Origin of the sequence: Salinisphaera aquimarina, assembly GCF_042643355.1 — a bacterium.
Classification (GTDB): Bacteria; Pseudomonadota; Gammaproteobacteria; order Nevskiales; family Salinisphaeraceae; genus Salinisphaera; species Salinisphaera aquimarina.
In genome coordinates this window covers 59,759-77,061 of the sequence record NZ_JBHRSS010000004.1, presented here as the reverse complement: position 1 = coordinate 77,061, position 17,303 = coordinate 59,759, and the positions used below count along the sequence as shown (strand labels likewise).

Here is a 17,303-nt window from a genome sequence, read left to right as displayed (position 1 = left end):
CGACCCGAAAATAGGGCACACTCGAAGATCCACTAATTCGAAACAGGGGATTTCAATGGGCTTGCGCAACACCCGCCTGGAATACGGCAGCGTGGCGAAGTGGTTGCATTGGAGCGTCGCCGTTCTGCTGACGGGTTCGTACGTGACGATGTACACCCGCATGTGGTTCACGGAAAAGGACACCTACTGGCACGGCACGTTGATTCACTGGCATTTTTCGATTGGCCTGAGCATTGGCTGTCTGATGCTGCTGCGCCTGCTCTGGCGCCAGAGCAACGAACGCCCATCGCTGCAATCGCTGTCACCCCGACATCGACAGGGCGCCCGGCTGTCCCACGCGCTGCTCTATTTCCTGCTGCTGTTCATGCCGTTCTCGGGCTATGTCAGCACCGGGGCGGACACCCATTTCTTCGGCCTGTTCGATATCACCGCGTTCAAGGACACGGCGCTGTTCCAGACCACCGGCCTGAACGCAGACCTGCTCAAGCCACTCAAGACGCTGCATCACTGGTTCGGCGCATGGCTGGTCTGGACGCTCGTGCTGGTGCATGCCTGCGCGGGGCTGTTTCATCATTTCGGCAGACGCGACGACATCCTGCGACGGATGACGAGCGGGATAGCCGAAAAGTAGCGCGCACGGCGTCTTCGAGAACGGCCGTTGCGACTTCGCAGAGCGCCGCAACGGCGTCCGCTATCGGCTCGATTGACCCGGCAAATACAGTTCGCTCGTGGCAGAATGCCTCGCATGAGCACAGTCCTTGAAAACGACCCGTCCGAGCGACGGGTCAACAGCGCCGGCTATACGCTCGGCGAAGAGATCGCCAACGCCATCACCTCGGGCATCGGCACCGCGCTGTCGATCGCCGGGCTGGTGGTGATGGTGGTCTACGCTGCCCTCTACGGCAACGTCTGGCATGTGGTGAGTGTCACCATCTTCGGGGTCAGCCTGATCCTCAGCCACCTGTCGTCGACGCTGTACCACGCCGTGCACCCGCCGCGCGCCAAGAACGTGCTCAAGGTCTTCGATCATCTGGCGATCTATGTGCTGATCGCCGGTACGTATACGCCGTTCACGCTGGTGAACCTTCGCGGTGGCTGGGGCTGGGGCCTGTTCGTGGCGATCTGGGCGCTGGCGATCGGCGGCGTGGTGATCAAGCTCACGCGCCTGAACCAGGTCCCTTATCTGTCGACAGCGTTCTATGTGGCCATGGGCTGGATCGTGGTGCTCGTGATCGGCCCGGTGATCGAACACGTCGCACCCGGCGGCGTCTGGCTGCTGCTGGCCGGCGGTATCTCGTACACGGTAGGCGTGGCGTTCTATGCGTGGAACGGGCTGCACTACAACCATGCGATCTGGCATCTGTTCGTGATCGGCGGCAGCGTGTTTCATTTCTTTGCCGTGCTGTTCTACGTGATACCGCTCGCGCCCTCCGCGATCAGCCTGCTCCAGTGAGCGTGACGGCCGACCCCACACCGCTTTCCGTTCTGCAGAGCGTATTCGGCTACGACGCGTTTCGCGGCCGTCAGGCCGAGATCATCGACAGCGTCTGCGCCGGGCGCGATGCGCTCGTACTCATGCCCACTGGCGGCGGCAAGTCGCTGTGCTATCAGATACCCGCGCTGGTTCGGCCCGGCGTGGCCGTGGTCGTGTCGCCCCTGATCGCGCTGATGTCGGATCAGGTGGCCGCCTTGCGCCAGCTCGGCGTCAACGCCGCATTCCTCAATTCGACCCTCGACGGCCGCGCTCAGAATAAGATCGAACGCGGCATGCGCGACGACTCGCTCGACCTGCTCTACGTGGCGCCGGAACGGCTGATGCAGGCGCGCACGCTCGATCTGCTGCACGGCTGCAATGTATCGCTGTTCGCCATCGACGAGGCCCACTGTGTCTCGCAATGGGGCCACGATTTTCGCCCCGAATATCGGCAACTCGCGGCACTCGCGGATCAGTTCCCGCAAGTACCACGCCTCGCACTCACCGCCACCGCGGACATGCCGACGCGCGCGGAAATCATCGAGCGTCTGCGCCTGGAGGCGGCCGATACCTATCTGCACAGCTTCGATCGGCCGAATATCCGCTATCGCGTGGCCGAACGCGGCAAGGCCCGCGACCAGCTGCTGGATTTCATCGACCGCGAGCACGACGGCGACGCCGGCATTGTTTACTGCCTGTCGCGGCGCAAGGTCGAAGAGACCGCGGACTGGCTCAACGGCCGGGGCAAGACCGCGCTGGCCTACCACGCCGGTCTGCCGGCACAGCTGCGGGATCATCACCAGTCGCGGTTTCTGCGCGAAGAGGGCGTGATCATCTGCGCGACGGTCGCCTTCGGCATGGGCATCGACAAGCCCGACGTGCGCTTCGTCGCGCATCTGGACCTGCCCGCCAGCGTCGAAGCCTATTACCAGGAAACCGGACGCGCGGGCCGCGACGGCGCCGCGGCCGACGCCTGGATGCTGTACGGGCTCAACGACGTCATCCAGCGCCGCCGCATGATCGAGCAGGGCAATGCGCCGGATGAACGCAAGGGCGTCGAGCGCGCCAAGCTCGATGCCATGCTCGCCTACTGCGAACTCGCCAGCTGCCGGCGTATCCACCTGCTCGGCTATTTCGCCGAGACGCTGGAAAACCCCTGCGGCAACTGCGATACCTGTCTCAATCCGCCGGACACCTGGGACGCCACCCGCGCCGCGCGTATGGCCCTGTCGGCGGTCTACCGCACCGGTCAGCGTTTCGGCGCCGGCTATATCGTCGATCATCTGCGCGGCGTCGAATCCGATCGCGCCAGCACCACGGGCCACGCCCAGCTATCGACGTTCGGAGTCGGCGCAGATATCGAGGTAGGCAAGTGGCGCTCGGTCGTGCGGCAGCTGATCGCGCTCGGCTATCTGCAGGTCGAGCACGAACGCTTCGGCGGTTTGCGTCTGGCCGGGCAGAGCAAGGCGCTGATCAAGGGCGAGCAGACACTGGAGCTGCGCGTGGATCGCAGTGCCAAGCGCAGCCGCAGCCGCCTGAAGAAGGACCTGCCGCCGATCGAGATCGAGGACGAACCGCTGTGGGAAGCGCTGCGCGGGCTGCGTACCGATCTCGCCAAGGAACAGGACGTGCCCCCGTACGTGATCTTCCACGACGCCACGCTGCGGGAAATGCTCGCCCGCCGGCCCACCAGCAAACACGAACTCGAAGACGTACCCGGCGTCGGCGAAAAGAAACGTGACGCCTATGGCCGTGCCTTCATCGACCTGATCGCGGCCCACAGCGCCTGAAACGACGCCGGTCGGGCGTGCCGCGTCGTCAATCGCGATGGTGGCCGGAACATGGAAGCGCTGATCGCGCACATGTCCGACGACTCGCTCGCCGGCTGCGGCAGGCACCCGGCGGTGACCGCGAGTCGGCGCCCGGTACGCGGGAGCAGTTCGGCAAGCTGTTCGCGGTCTGTGCCATTCGGGCGCCCACTGCCCGGTCGAATAGCCGGGTATCGCCCCACCGTCGTACGCCCGCGCCCCGGCACGCCGCCGGACAATCGAAAGAACCTCGAGGTGTGCCGGCCGGTGGATCTGACGTCGTTCGCCGCGATCGGTGCGACACCGCGAACGAGCGCGGCCCCTCGCGGCGCGCGTGCTCACCGCATCGACCTTTTTCGGGGCTGAAAGCAGCGCTTTTGCCGATCATGCTCACGACCGTGCTGTATGCAGGCGTGCGCATACCTGTGTAGTCTTGCGAACACGCTGGAGCGAATCTGGCGTGTGACCCGAGCCCGAAGATACTGAGCTATTGCTCAATGGCAGCGGGTGTTGGCGGGCCTACCTGCCGTGAAAGCCGCGGAACGGCGCCCGACCTCAGTCCGATCGCCTCTTGCTGCGACGTCGGCGCACAGTACGCGCCGCGAACGGACATGGCGCTTTTTGCCGCTATCCCGCATCGCTTACCTATGCGGACGGCACGGGCCTTGCTTTATTCCGCTGGGACCTTGCGGCGTTCGAAAGTGAACAAGCGTCGCGCGCTGCAAAGCGCCCGGCTGCGGCAAGGCGCTTGCCCGACAATTCGATCCGGATGATATCGACCTGACTATGCGAAGACCCAACATCCTCGTCATCATGGCCGATCAGGTAAACGGCACCCTGTTCGCCGACGGCCCCGCGCAGTTCCTGCACGTGCCGCATCTGCGCAGCCTGGCCGAACGCTCGGTGCGCTTCAGCAACGCCTATACGCCCAGCCCGCTGTGCGCGCCCGGTCGCGCCGCGTTCATGTCCGGGCAGCTGCCGTCACGCACGGGCGTGTATGACAACGCGGCCGAATTCCCGTCGAGCGTGCCCACCTGGGCGCATCATCTGCGGCGGGCCGGCTATCGCACCTGCCTGTCCGGCAAGATGCATTTCGTCGGCCCCGACCAGTTGCACGGTTTCGAGGAGCGGCTGACCACCGACGTCTATCCGGCCGACTTCGGCTGGACCCCGGACTACCGTCGTTCGGACGAGCGCATCGACTGGTGGTATCACAATCTCGGCTCGGTGACCGGCGCCGGCGTGGCCGAAATCAGCAACCAGATGGAATACGACGACGAGGTCGCGTTCCTGGCCGAACAGAAGCTGTTCGATCTCTCACGCGGCCACGATGAGCGGCCGTGGTGCCTGTGCGCGAGCTTCACCCACCCCCACGATCCCTATGTGGCGCGCCGCCGGTTCTGGGATATGTACGCGGACTGCGCGCATCTTCAGCCGGAGGTCGACCCGATCGCCTACGCCGATCAGGACCCGCATTCGCAGCGACTGTTCGAGGCCAACAACTATCGCAACTTCGATATCCGGCCGGAACACGTGGGCAACGCGCGGCGCGGTTACTTCGCCAATATCTCGTATATCGACGACAAGATCGGCGGCATTCTCGACGTGCTCGAGCGCACGCGTATGGCCGACAACACCATCGTGCTGTTCGTGTCCGACCACGGCGACATGCTCGGCGAGCGCGGGCTGTGGTTCAAGATGAGTCCGTTCGAAGGCTCGGCTCGCATCCCGTTGATGATCAGCGCGCCGGGGCTGGCGCCCGCGCGTGTCGACACGCCGGTGTCCTCGATCGACGTCAACGCCACGCTCGCCGATCTGGTGGGTATCGATCTGGCCGCGATCGAGCCCTGGACCGACGGTCAGTCGCTGTTGCCGCTGGCCCGGGGCGAACCGCGTGATGCACCCGTCTACATGGAATACGCCGCCGAAGGCAGCCAGGCGCCGCTGGTGTCGATCCGCCAGGGGCGCTGGAAATACAACCACTGCACGATCGATCCGCCGCAGCTTTTCGATCTGGATAACGATCCGCGGGAGTTGGAAAACCTCGCGCCCGACCCGGCCCACGCCGAAACCTGTCGCCTGTTCAGTGCACAGGTTGCACAGCGCTGGGATCTGGATCGATTCGATGCCGAGGTGCGGGAAAGTCAGGCACGACGGCTGATCGTGTACGACGCGTTGCGTAACGGCGCATATTACCCATGGGATTTCCAGCCGCTGCAGGCGGCATCCGACCGCTATATGCGCAATCACCACGACCTGAACGAACTAGAGGACGCGCAACGCTTTCCGCGCGGTGAGTAGTCACGAATCAGAACGACGCGCCGGCAGGATACCGCGCGTCTTTTCAGGGGGAACTCGATGAACACAGACAACGACAACGCAAACGCCGTTACCGAGGACCGACTCAATCCGGTCGTATTCTACGGCTCGGTGATCGGCATCGTGGTCTTTTCCGTGCTGACCATGCTGTTCACCGAACAGGCGAGTCTGGTCATCGACACGATCATGGCGTGGATCGCAAAAAGTTTCGGCTGGTACTACTTTCTGACGGTCATCATCTATCTAGTGTTCGTCATCGGCGTCGCGGTGTCGCGCTTCGGCAACATCCGGCTCGGGCCGGAAGAGTCCACGCCGGATTTCAATATCTTTTCCTGGGCGGCGATGCTGTTTTCCGCGGGCATCGGTATCGGCGTGATCTTCTACGCCATCGCCGAACCGCTGACACAGTTCTATAACGCCCCCAATGCGCCGGCCGACCAGGCCAGCGCCGCGCGCCACGCCATGGAACTCACCTTTCTGCACTGGGGCATATCCGGCTGGGCGATCTATTCGCTGATCGGCATGGCGCTGGCGTTTTTCAGCTATCGCTACGATCTGCCGCTGACCATTCGTTCCGCACTTTATCCGTTGTTCGGCGACCGTATTCATGGCGGCATCGGCCACGCCGTGGATATCGCTGCGGTGCTGGCCACGGTATTCGGCATTGCCACGGCGCTGGGTATCGGCATCATCCAGCTCGGCTTCGGGCTGGACTACATGTTCGGCATTCCCAACACTACGCTCACGCAGGTCGTGCTAGTGGTGATGATCGTGGCGTTCGCCACCATTTCCGCGGCGACGGGGGTGGAGAAGGGCATCCGCCGCCTGTCCGAGTTCAATATCCTGCTGGCCATCGTGCTGCTGGTGTTCGTGCTGGTCACCGGCAAGACATTGTTCCTGCTCAACGCAATGGTCACCAATCTCGGCGACTATCTGAGCCATTTTCTGACGTTGTCGATGAACACCTATGCCTTCGATCGCCCGACCGAATGGCTCAATTCCTGGACCCTGTTCTTCTGGGCCTGGTGGATTGCCTGGGGCCCGTTCGTGGGGCTGTTTCTGGCTCGCATCTCGCGCGGCCGCACGATCCGGCAGTTCGTCGTCGGCACGATGACGCTGCCGATCCTGTTCATGATGATCTGGATGTCGCTGCTGGGTAACAGCGCGATCGACCTGGCCATCAACGGCGGCACCGATTTCGGCCAGCAGGTGCTGGCCAATCCGCCGTCGGGTATCTATCTGTTTCTGAGCGCCTATCCCTGGCCGCTGGCCTCGACGCTGGTGGTGAGCGTGCTCGGCATCGTATTCTTCGTCACCTCGGGTGATTCGGGCGCGCTGGTGCTGTCCAATTTCACGTCCATCCTCAAGGACGTGAACAGCGACGCGCCCGTATGGATGCGGGTGCTGTGGTCGGCCATCATCGGCGTGCTCACGCTCGCACTCCTGCTTGCCGGCGGCCTGTCGACGCTGCAGAGCGCGGTGGTGATTACCGGTTTGCCGTTTTCGATCGTGATGTTCTTCATGATGGCCGGGCTCTACAAGGCGCTGAAGATGGAAGCCGTCAAGCAGGACAGCCAGCGCGTGAGCCTGCCCGGGCATCTGTCCAGCCGAACCCTCAGCGCCGGACGCGAGGCGATCAGCTGGCAGCGGCGTCTGTCGCGGGCAATGAGCTTTCCCAGTTACCGCCACGTGGTGCGTTACCTGGACCGCGAAGTCCGTCCCGCCCTGGACGAGGTCGCCGGGGCGCTGCGCGAGCAGGGCGTGGCGGTCGAAGTGAGTGAAGGCGACGAGGATAAAAAGCATCTGTCTCTGGACGTATCGCTGGCCGACGAACAGAACTTCAGTTACCAGGTATGGCCGCGGCAGTTCACCACGCCGACATTCGCAATTCGGGCACAGCGCGCGAACGCCGAGTACTACCGCCTCGAGGTGTATCTCACCGAAGGCAGTCAGGGCTATGACCTGATGGATTATTCGAAAGCGCAGGTGATCGATGACGTACTCGATCAATACGAGACGCATCTGCATTTCCTGCACCTCAATCGGGCCGCGGCCGGCCACACGAGCATTCCGGACGCGCAGACGTAGCCATCGCGGCCGTCGGCGCGACGACCGGCGGCCCGTTTTGCGAGCGCCTCCTGGGCCAGCCTTCACCGCCAATCTTGACTAGGCGCGGCGATCAGTATGTGGTGTGCATCATTTTCAGCATGGAGCCCTCGCTCGATGAAGATCCCGTCACGCTGCACCAAGTCGCTCGGCATCGAAACGCCGATCATCCAGGCGCCGATGGCCGGTGGCACCACCACCCCCGAACTGGTCGCCGAGGTTTCCAACGCCGGCGGGCTGGGCTCGCTCGGCGCGGGCTATATGGCGCCCGCGGCGCTCGACGACGCCATAGACGATATCCGCTCGCTCACCGAGCGGCCTTTCGCGGTCAATCTGTTCGTGCCACGGCCACCGACCGAAGACGCCGAGCGCGTCGAACGCAGCAACACCCGCCTGGATATATTCAGGGGCGAACTCGGCATCGAGCGTCCCGTGCCGCCCGAGCGCTATGCGCCATCTTTCGAAGCCCAGTTCGAGGCTGTGGTCATGGCCCGTGTGCCAGTGTTCAGCTTCACCTTCGGCGCATTGGACGTGACTCAGGTGGAACGACTCAAGGACGCCGGATCGGGCGTCATCGGCACGGCGACCACCGTCGCCGAGGCCGTGGCGCTGGAAAAGACCGGCGTGGACATGATCGTCGCTCAGGGTTCCGACGCCGGCGGCCATCGTGGCACGTTCCTGCATCCGTTCGAACAGGCGCTCATCGGCACGATGTCGCTGGTGCCGCAGGTCGCCGACGCCGTCACGGTGCCGGTGATCGCCTCCGGCGGGATCATGGACGGTCGCGGCGTGGCCGCCGCCTTCATGCTCGGCGCCAGTGCGGTACAGATGGGCAGCGCATTTCTGCTGTGCCAGGAAAGCGGGGCGAATCCGGCGCATCAGCGTGCTCTGCTGGATGAGGGCGCGGTCGATACCACGGTCACGCGGGCCTTTTCCGGCAAGCCAGCGCGCGGCATACGCAATCGATTCATCACCGATATGGCCGATCTCGAATCGACGCTGCCCGACTATCCGATCCAGAACGCCTGGACCAAGGACGTGCGCGCCGCCGCCAGCAAGCAGCGCCAGCCGGAATTCATGTCGCTATGGGCCGGCCAGGCGGCACGGCTCGGCCGCCAGACCACGGCACGCCAGTTGGTGGCCGATATCCGCGACTACCTGCGTAGCGTTTGATGTAACTGCCGAGGAGGCCGCCCTTACAGCGAGGCGGCCAGGGTGGCGGCCTCGCGGATGGCGCGCTTGGCATCGAGTTCCGCGGCCAGCTTGGCACCGCCGACGATATGGTTCTTGATACCACGCTGTTTGAGTGCATCGGCCAAATCGCGGCGGGTTTCCTGACCGGCGCAGATCACGATCGTGTCGACATCGAGCACCCGTGCTTCGTCCTTGACCCGGATATGCAGGCCGGCGTCGTCGATCCGCTCGTAGGCCACACCGCCGAGCATCTCCACGCCCTTGTGCTGCAACGAGGCGCGATGCGCCCAGCCGCTGGTCTTGCCCAGGCCGCGACCGACCCTGTCGTCGGTGCGCTGGAGCAGAAATACCGCGCGCGGCGACGGCGAGGGCATGGGTTTCTTCAGGCCGGCGCGGTTCGCAAGCGTCGAGTCCACACCCCATTCATCGTAGAACAGCTGTGTGTCCTCGGCGGGGGACGGGCGGCTGTGGGTCAGAAACTCGCTGACGTCGAAGCCGATGCCGCCCGCACCGATCACGGCGACCCGCGCGCCGGCCTCGACGCGGCCATGGATGACGTCGACATAGGATGCGACCTTGGGGTGCTCGATGCCGTCGATCGCGGGCGTGCGTGGATTCACGCCGGTGGCGATCACGATCTCGTCGAATCGCTGGTCCTGCAGATCGCCTGCGTCGACGCGGGTGTCGAGTTTGAGCGTCACGCCGGTGAGTTCGATCTTGCGCTTGTAGTAGCGCAGCGTTTCATAAAACTCTTCCTTGCCCGGAATCCGCTTGGCCATGTTGAACTGGCCGCCAATCTCGGGCGCGCTGTCGAACAGCGTGACCGCATGGCCGCGCTCGGCCAGCCGTGTGGCGGCTTCCAGCCCGGCCGGGCCGGCCCCGACAACCGCGATTTTCTTGATGTGTTTGGCGGGCGGGAAATTGAGCGTGGTCTCGCTGCCGGCGCGAGGATTGACCAGGCAGCTGGCGCGTTTCCATTTGAAGGTATGGTCCAGGCAGGCCTGATTGCAGGCGATGCAGGTATTGATCTCGTCGGCGCGCTCGGCGGCCGCCTTGTTGACGAATTCCGGGTCGGCAAGAAACGGCCGCGCCATGGACACCATGTCAGCGGTGCCGTCGGCGAGCAGGCCTTCGGCGACGTCCGGCATGTTGATGCGATTGGTGGTCACCAGCGGCAGGGCGACTTCGCTCTTGAGTTTCTTGGTGACCCAGGCGAAGGCCGCGCGCGGCACGCGTGTGACGATAGTGGGCACGCGCGCCTCGTGCCAGCCGATACCGGTATTGATGAGCGTCGCGCCGGCGGCCTCCACCGCCTTGGCCAACTGTACGATCTCCTCCCAGCGCTGGCCGTTTTCGACCAGATCGAGCATCGACAGACGATAGATGAGAATGAAATCGGGCCCGACCGCCTTGCGGATGCCTTCGACGATCTCGACCGCAATCCGCTGGCGGTTCTCGACACTGCCGCCGTATTCGTCGTCGCGGTCGTTGACCCGCTCGACCAGGAACTGGTTGATGAGATAGCCCTCCGAACCCATCACCTCGACGCCGTCGTAGCCGGCTTCGCGGGCGAGCTCGGCACAGCGGATATAGTCGCGAACGGTGCTTTTGACGCCTTGAGTAGTGAGCCGCTTGGGCTTGTAAGGGGTAATCGGCGATTTGCGATCGGACGCGGACACGATGAACGGATGGTAGCCATACCGACCCGCGTGCAGAATCTGCATGCAGATCTTGCCGCCCTCGGCATGCACCGCGCGGGTGATCTTGCGGTGCGGCCAGACGTGCAGGCGATGGCTCATCTGACCCGCCATCGGTGATACCCAACCCGCCACGTTCGGTGCAATACCGCCGGTGACGATCAGTCCGGCGCCGCCGGCCGCGCGCTCTGCGAAATAGGTCGCCAGCTCATCGTAGTGCCAGAAGAAGTCCTCCATACCGGTATGCATGGAGCCCATCAATACCCGGTTCTCAAGCGTGGTGAAACCGAGATCCAGCGGCTCGAAGAGTTTCGGATAGGTCGGATGCGTCACGGTGGTGTCTCACGGAGTGGGCGGCTTCAGACGAAAGTGTAGCTTTTCGGTTTTGGTAATGGAGACTACCGCGTGGGTGGGCGTTCGAGCCTCGCGATCCGCCAGCAGGAACAGGATTGTCGCTCGACGACGCGTGTGTCAGTCTCGATCGAGAAGGAGAGTGCGGCATGACAACAATTCAATCGCACGTGGAGGAGATCGAGCACGTTGCCTCCGGTGGCACGAGTGTGCGTGACCAACCGGTGGTGCAGTCGTGGCTGCGCTGCCTCAACGACTACAAGCTCGATCCTTCGGCCCCGCAGCGGGCCTACATTGTTCCCCACGCGACGTTGCGCGAACACCAGGAACAGGCGGAGGAGCTGATCCGCATCAGTCGGTCCGGCCTGTCGACCCTATTTGACCACGTGGCCGAACAGAATTATGTGCTGCTGCTCTCCGATGCCCGCGGCGTCGCTGTCGATTATCTCGGCCATCCGCGCATGGATCGCGAACTGCGCAAGGCAGGGCTTTACCTGGGTGCGGAGTGGTCGGAGAGCAGGGCAGGCACCTGTGCAGTCGGCGCATGCATGGCCAGTCGCGAAGCTGTCGTGATTCATCAGGACGATCATTTCGATCCCACGCATACCGGACTCAGTTGTACCGCCGCGCCGATATTCGACACGCTCGGAGATCTGGCCGCAGTGCTCGACATCTCGCAGCTGTGTTCACCCACCGCCAAGACCAGTCAGCAACTCGCGCTGAATCTTGTGACCGCGACGGCACGCCGCATCGAGTTGGCCAATCTCGTGGCGCGGACCCGCGACGAATGGGTACTGCGACTATCGCGGCTGCCGGATTTTCTCGATATCGATCCGGACGCCGCGATTTCGCTGGACGGCTCCGGCCGTATCACCGGGATGACCCACGGCGGCTTTGACGCCCTGAGACGCGCGGTCGGCATGCAGGTACCGGCGACGAGAGCACTACTGGGTCAGCCCATTTCGCGGTTTTTCGATCTGGAGATCGACGATCTACCGCGCTACATGCGCGGCCGACCCGCCGGTGAACGTCTGCTGCATGCAAACGGTGAACCCCTGTGCTTCGCCAGTGCGATGTCGCCAGCCAAGCCGCATGCACGACGTGCCGCAGCCGCGTCGCAGCCGCTACCGGGCGCCTTATCGGCGCTGAGTTTCGGCGATGCCCACATGGATGCGATTCAGCATCGGGCGGCTCGTTTCGGCGCACGCTCCATTGCCATGCTCATCCAAGGCGAAACTGGTACCGGCAAAGAGATGCTGGCCCGAGCCATCCACGAGTCTTACGGCCGCCGGGGCGCGTTCATCGCGGTGAATTGCGCCGCAATCCCCGAGCACCTGATCGAATCGGAACTGTTCGGTTACGTCCCCAACGCCTTCACCGGTGCGGCCAAGAGTGGCAAGACCGGACTGATAGAGGCCGCCGACGGCGGCACGCTGTTTCTCGACGAGATCGGCGATATGCCCACGGCTTTGCAGAGTCGCCTGCTGCGCGTGCTCTCCGAGGGTGAAGTCACGCCAGTGGGTGGTCACAAACCGCGCCCCGTGCGCTTGCAGGTGATTTCCGCCACGCACCGCCAACTCGCCGAACTCGTCGCCGAGGGCCGTTTTCGTGAAGATCTCTACTATCGGCTGAACGCGGCCACGCTGCGCCTGCCCGCGCTGCGCGAACGACAGGACTTCGATGCACTGGTCAATCATCTCCTTCGGAACATATGCGACCGCTACGATGAGGAATATCGGCTTGAGGAGAGTGCCTGCCGGATCCTTCGCCAGCACGACTGGCCCGGCAATCTGCGCGAGCTTCGCAACGCCTTGGAAGTCGGCTGCGCGCTGTGTGAAAACCATGTCGTGAAGGCGGCGGACCTACCGGCAGACGTGCGCCACGGCGAGTCTAGAGGCAGCGGTTTGTCGATCCAGCTGGCCGCTTGCGACGGCAATGTATCCGAACTGGCACGTCGGCTCGGCGTCAACCGCTCGACCGTGCATCGCAGACTTAAACGCGAAGGGTCAAGCTGACACCGACCAGACACCGGACGCCTTCATTACGATCTACGGCACAGCGCTTTGCCGCCATTTGCCGCACCCACTAGATGCAACACCTGTTGCAAGAACACGTTGCGCGATGCCTCGCCCGGCAATTATGCGCTCGATCTGATCGATTCTGTTTCTCTTTTCTAGTCAGTGCGTTGGTTCGCACTCACTCAGCCGGCATGGCAATTGCTCTGCTTGCTCTGATGCGCCCAAGGGCGCCGAGACTACAACTAAAACGCGAACCACAGCGGTCGTCGACGTAACGCACGGTGTAAACCATCCACGTCCGCGCGCCCGCTGCATGCATGAGGAGAGAGCGATGAGACTGGAAAAACATATAGCACTGGTTACCGGCGCGGGCCGAGGCATCGGCCAGGGTATCGCGCTGGCATTGGCAGACGCGGGCGCGGACGTCGCGGTAGCGGATCTCGATATCAACATCGCGCGCGAGACCGCCGCAAGAATCGAAAAGAGTGGTCGGCGCAGCATTGCGCTGCAGGTCGACGTGGCCGATCCGGATTCCGTGAACGCCATGATCGAAGGCGCAGAAGCGGCGCTCGGTCCACTGGGGATCACGGTAAACAACGCCGGGGTGATCAGCATCAAATCCGTCGGTGAACTCACTCTCGAGGACTGGGAACGGGTGATGCAGGTCAATGTCCGCGGCATCTTCCTGTGTACACAGGCCGCGCTGCGTGTGATGCGCCCGCGCGGGTTCGGACGGATCATCAATATCGCCTCGATCGCGGGCAAGATCGGTTTTCCGGACCTATCACATTATTCCGCCTCCAAGTTCGCCGTGATCGGCTTCAGCAATGCTGTGGCGAAAGAGGTGGCAGCCGAAGGTATAACCGTCAATGCGTTGTGCCCGGGCATTGTCGGCACTGGCATGTGGCGCGGTGAAGAAGGCCTGGCCGGACGCTGGCGCGAAGCGGGTGAGACCGAAGAACAGTCCTGGGCGCGCCATCAGAAAACGCTGCTGCCCCAGGGCGTTGCCCAGACACCGGCCGATATGGGGCAGTTGGCCGTCTATCTGGCGAGTGCCGAACACGTGACCGGTCAAGCCATCGCAGTTGACGGCGGCTTTTCGCTCTAACCGCGACTGCCACGGGGCTCGAGACTTCGTATTTGCGGATCCTCGGCCGTTCGATCTTCTTTAGCGAAGGGACGGTCGATGTTGTGGCTGTGTGCCACACCTGAGGCGAACACCGTTGCAGCACGCGTCGGCCAACACCCCGAAAACAGACTTAAAAAAACAGAACTTCAATGACAACAAAACGTTGCCCGATTGGTCCGCGTTTTGCTCTGCCGACAACGCGCCGGCTTCGCTTACAGTAATCTGGAGGAGAATCACAATGAAGGCACTTCGTTTTCATTCCGCAAAGGATTTGCGGATCGACGAAATTGAGACTCCACCCGATCCAGGGCCCGGCGAGGTTCGGGTAGAAAACCGTTTCGCAGGTATCTGCGGAACTGATCTGCATGAATACGCCTATGGGCCGATCTTCGTACCCAGAGAGCCGCATTCGTTCACTGGTGCAAGCAGCCCGCAGGTGCTCGGGCATGAGTTCGGCGGGGTAGTGACAGCGGTCGGGCGGGGCGTGGAGAACGCGCGCGAAGGCGATCGCGTGTCGATCCAGCCGCTGGTCATGCCCCGGACAGGAGACTACTACGCGGCCCGAGGTCTGTTCCATCTGAGCAGCGAATTGGCACTGGTGGGGCTGAGCTGGAACCATGGCGGTATGAGTGAAGCCGCGCTCGTGAATGATTACAACGTGTTCGTGATCGACGACGGCATGACTGATCGCCAGGCCGCTCTGGTCGAGCCCACAGCTGTCGCGGTATACGCCTGCGATCGCGGTGGGGTGGCTGCAGGCAACAGTGTTCTGGTAACCGGGGCTGGGCCGATCGGGATTCTTGCGCTGCTCGCCGCACGGGCGTCCGGCGCCAGCCAGCTCTTCGTATCCGACGTTAACGACAAGCGGCTAGACCTGGCAAGCGAGGCGGTACCAGGCGTGGTCACGATCAATCCGGCCGCTTCGGATGTCGGCGACACCCTGCGTGAGGCGACCGAAGGCCATGTGGGTTGCGACGTCGCGATCGAATGCGCCGGCAGCGAGCATGCCCTAAAAGCCTGTCTGGATAGTGTTCGCAAGCAAGGGGTAGTGGTGCAGACCGGATTGCATCCTGGAGAGAATCCGTTGAATTGGTTCGACGTGACGTTCAAGGATGTCGATATTCGCGGTTCATGGGCTTATCCGACGCATTACTGGCCACGGGTTGCACGCCTGATCACCAGCGGTCAGGTCCCGGCAGAGATGATCGTCACGCGCACGGTCTCGCTGAGCAATGCCATCGAGCAGGGCTTCGATGCCTTGCTCGATCCGACGGGCGATCAACTCAAGATACTTATCGACCTGAGTCAATGAAAAACCGACGACGTCCAACGTCGCACCAAGGAGGACATTCCATATGTTAGATACCACCGCAGCCACCCGCATTCAGAGCGTACTCTCGTCGCTGGACAGCGCCCTCGCCGACGAGAACCTCGACGCGGCGCTCGAACTGTTTGCCGACACCTGCTACTGGCGCGACCTCGTGTCGTTCACCTGGAACATCAAGACGGTCGAGGGCAAGGACCAGATTCGGGACATGCTCGGCCAGTGTCTGGCCAACGTCAGTCCACATGCCTGGCAAGTCGACGAAAGCGAGCCGGCGGTCGTCGAGGACGGTGTCGCCGAGGGCTGGATCCGGTTCGAGACGGCCGTTGCGCGCGGCTATGGCTATATCCGGTTGAAGGACGGGTTGATCTGGACGCTGCTCACGACGATGGTCGACCTCAAGGGCTACGAAGAGCCCGCGGGCGATAGCCGCCCCCTGGGCGCCAAGCACGGCGACCGGCAGGGTGAGATGACCTGGAAGGAGGAGCGCGAAGAGGAACTGGCGACGCTCGGGTTCGAGACCCAGCCCTATGTCGTGGTCATCGGCGGCGGGCAGGGCGGTATCGCCCTGGGCGCGCGCCTTCGCCAGATCGGCGTGCCTGCGATCATCGTGGAGAAAGACGAGCGCCCGGGCGACGCCTGGCGCAAGCGCTACAAATCCCTGTGCCTGCACGATCCGGTCTGGTACGACCATCTCCCCTATATCAAGTTTCCGAAGAACTGGCCCGTCTTTTCGCCCAAGGACAAGGTCGCCGACTGGCTCGAGATGTACACCCGCGTGATGGAGCTCAACTACTGGGGCGGCACCGAAGCTAAAAGCGCCCAATATGATGAGACCACAGGCACATGGAGCGTGCTCGTTGAACGCGATGGGCAGACAATCGAACTCAAGCCCAGCCACCTCGTGCTGGCAACAGGAATGTCGGCCAAGCCGAACATCCCCGCCATCGAAGGCCAGGACGTATTCCAGGGTGTGCAGGAGCACTCATCCCGGCACAAGGGGCCGGACGGCTTGCGGGGCAAGCGAGTCGCGGTGATCGGCTCCAACAACTCCGCCCACGATATTTGTGCCGCGCTGTGTGAGTCCGACGTTGACGTAACCATGATCCAGCGCTCGTCCACCCATATCAGTCGTTCCGAATCGCTGATGAAGTATGCGCTCGGACCGTTGTATTCCGAAGAGGCCGTCCGGAACGGGATATCGACGGAAAAGGCCGATCTCATCTTTGCATCGATACCTTATGCGTTGCTGGCCGATTTCCAGAAGCCGGTTTTCGACGAGATTCGTGAACAGGACGCCGATTTCTATCGCGCGCTCGAAGACGCCGGATTCATGCTCGATTTCGGGCCCGACAATTCCGGCCTTTTCATGAAATACCTGCGTCGTGCCTCCGGCTACTATATTGACGTCGGCGCGTCTCAGCTGATTATCGACGGCAAGATCAAGCTCGCCAGCGGTTCGGAAGTAAACCGGTTGACCGAGAACAGTGTGCTGCTCGAAGATGGGCGCGAAATCCCGGCGGACATCGTCATCTACGCCACCGGCTACGGATCGATGAACGGCTGGGCGGCCGATCTGATCTCGCAGGATGTCGCCGACAAGGTGGGCAAGGTCTGGGGATTGGGCTCCGACACGCCCAAGGATCCTGGGCCCTGGGAAGGCGAAGAGCGCAATATGTGGAAGCCCACCCAGCAGAAAGCCCTCTGGTTTCACGGCGGTAACCTAGCCCAATCAAGGCATTACTCCCACTACCTCGCGCTGCAGCTCAAGGCCCGTATGGAAGGACTTTCAACGCCGGTTTATGGCCTGCAAACGGTCCACCACAAGAGTTGACTCCGGCTTGAAGTGATTGACACGGGGGCCAAAAGGCCCCCGTCTTTTG

11 protein-coding genes are annotated in these 17,303 nt (G+C 62.9%); 10 read left to right on the top strand and 1 reads right to left on the bottom strand.

Annotation, left to right across the window (positions count from 1 at the left end; all coding sequences use genetic code 11):
• The first annotated feature begins 55 nt into the window (after positions 1 to 55).
• From ACFOSU_RS10705 to ACFOSU_RS10680, 6 genes are all read left to right on the top strand, one after another.
• Positions 56 to 631 (top strand): cytochrome b, encoded by a 576-nt coding sequence (locus tag ACFOSU_RS10705; protein ID WP_380689395.1) that lies wholly within the window; start codon positions 56 to 58, stop codon positions 629 to 631.
• Between the two features lie 114 nt (positions 632 to 745).
• Positions 746 to 1,453: a PAQR family membrane homeostasis protein TrhA gene (trhA, locus tag ACFOSU_RS10700; protein WP_380689393.1), complete on the top strand. Its 708-nt coding sequence runs from the start codon at positions 746 to 748 to the stop codon at positions 1,451 to 1,453.
• A gap of 2 nt (positions 1,454 to 1,455) precedes the next feature.
• Positions 1,456 to 3,264, top strand: a complete 1,809-nt coding sequence (recQ, locus tag ACFOSU_RS10695) for a DNA helicase RecQ (RefSeq protein WP_380690014.1) — start codon at positions 1,456 to 1,458, stop codon at positions 3,262 to 3,264.
• 804 nt (positions 3,265 to 4,068) lie between these two features.
• Positions 4,069 to 5,583, top strand: a complete 1,515-nt coding sequence (gene betC / locus ACFOSU_RS10690; protein WP_380689391.1) for a choline-sulfatase — start codon at positions 4,069 to 4,071, stop codon at positions 5,581 to 5,583.
• Between the two features lie 57 nt (positions 5,584 to 5,640).
• Positions 5,641 to 7,689: a choline BCCT transporter BetT gene (betT, locus tag ACFOSU_RS10685; protein WP_380689389.1), complete on the top strand. Its 2,049-nt coding sequence runs from the start codon at positions 5,641 to 5,643 to the stop codon at positions 7,687 to 7,689.
• Positions 7,690 to 7,824: 135 nt separating this feature from the next.
• Positions 7,825 to 8,880, top strand: a complete 1,056-nt coding sequence (locus ACFOSU_RS10680; protein WP_380689385.1) for an NAD(P)H-dependent flavin oxidoreductase — start codon at positions 7,825 to 7,827, stop codon at positions 8,878 to 8,880.
• A gap of 23 nt (positions 8,881 to 8,903) precedes the next feature.
• On the opposite strand, the gene ACFOSU_RS10675 is transcribed toward ACFOSU_RS10680, so the two are convergent.
• On the bottom strand, positions 8,904 to 10,931 hold the full coding sequence (locus tag ACFOSU_RS10675; RefSeq protein WP_380689383.1) for an oxidoreductase: 2,028 nt from the start codon (positions 10,929 to 10,931) through the stop codon (positions 8,904 to 8,906).
• Positions 10,932 to 11,098: 167 nt separating this feature from the next.
• On the opposite strand from ACFOSU_RS10675, the gene ACFOSU_RS10670 reads away from it, so the two are divergent.
• The 4 genes from ACFOSU_RS10670 (at position 11,099) to ACFOSU_RS10655 (ending at position 17,254) form a co-directional block, all read left to right on the top strand.
• Complete coding sequence (locus ACFOSU_RS10670; protein WP_380689380.1) at positions 11,099 to 12,964, top strand: sigma-54-dependent Fis family transcriptional regulator; 1,866 nt, start codon at positions 11,099 to 11,101, stop codon at positions 12,962 to 12,964.
• 334 nt (positions 12,965 to 13,298) lie between these two features.
• Positions 13,299 to 14,075 (top strand): SDR family NAD(P)-dependent oxidoreductase, encoded by a 777-nt coding sequence (locus ACFOSU_RS10665; RefSeq protein ID WP_380689378.1) that lies wholly within the window; start codon positions 13,299 to 13,301, stop codon positions 14,073 to 14,075.
• A 259-nt stretch (positions 14,076 to 14,334) separates the two neighbouring features.
• On the top strand, positions 14,335 to 15,408 hold the full coding sequence (locus tag ACFOSU_RS10660; protein WP_380689375.1) for a 2,3-butanediol dehydrogenase: 1,074 nt from the start codon (positions 14,335 to 14,337) through the stop codon (positions 15,406 to 15,408).
• A gap of 43 nt (positions 15,409 to 15,451) precedes the next feature.
• Positions 15,452 to 17,254 carry an NAD(P)-binding domain-containing protein gene (locus ACFOSU_RS10655; RefSeq protein WP_380689372.1) on the top strand — a complete coding sequence of 601 codons (1,803 nt, stop codon included), beginning with the start codon at positions 15,452 to 15,454 and terminating at the stop codon, positions 17,252 to 17,254.
• Positions 17,255 to 17,303 lie beyond the last annotated feature (49 nt).

Bases quoted from the DNA above. Each gene is read 5' to 3' on its own strand.
- ACFOSU_RS10705 (WP_380689395.1), top strand. From the start codon at position 56: ATGGGCTTGCGCAACACCCGCCTGGAATACGGCAGCGTGGCGAAGTGG.
- trhA (WP_380689393.1), top strand. From the start codon at position 746: ATGAGCACAGTCCTTGAAAACGACCCGTCCGAGCGACGGGTCAACAGC.
- betC (WP_380689391.1), top strand. From the start codon at position 4,069: ATGCGAAGACCCAACATCCTCGTCATCATGGCCGATCAGGTAAACGGC.
- betT (WP_380689389.1), top strand. From the start codon at position 5,641: ATGAACACAGACAACGACAACGCAAACGCCGTTACCGAGGACCGACTC.
- ACFOSU_RS10680 (WP_380689385.1), top strand. From the start codon at position 7,825: ATGAAGATCCCGTCACGCTGCACCAAGTCGCTCGGCATCGAAACGCCG.
- ACFOSU_RS10670 (WP_380689380.1), top strand. From the start codon at position 11,099: ATGACAACAATTCAATCGCACGTGGAGGAGATCGAGCACGTTGCCTCC.
- ACFOSU_RS10665 (WP_380689378.1), top strand. From the start codon at position 13,299: ATGAGACTGGAAAAACATATAGCACTGGTTACCGGCGCGGGCCGAGGC.
- ACFOSU_RS10660 (WP_380689375.1), top strand. From the start codon at position 14,335: ATGAAGGCACTTCGTTTTCATTCCGCAAAGGATTTGCGGATCGACGAA.
- ACFOSU_RS10655 (WP_380689372.1), top strand. From the start codon at position 15,452: ATGTTAGATACCACCGCAGCCACCCGCATTCAGAGCGTACTCTCGTCG.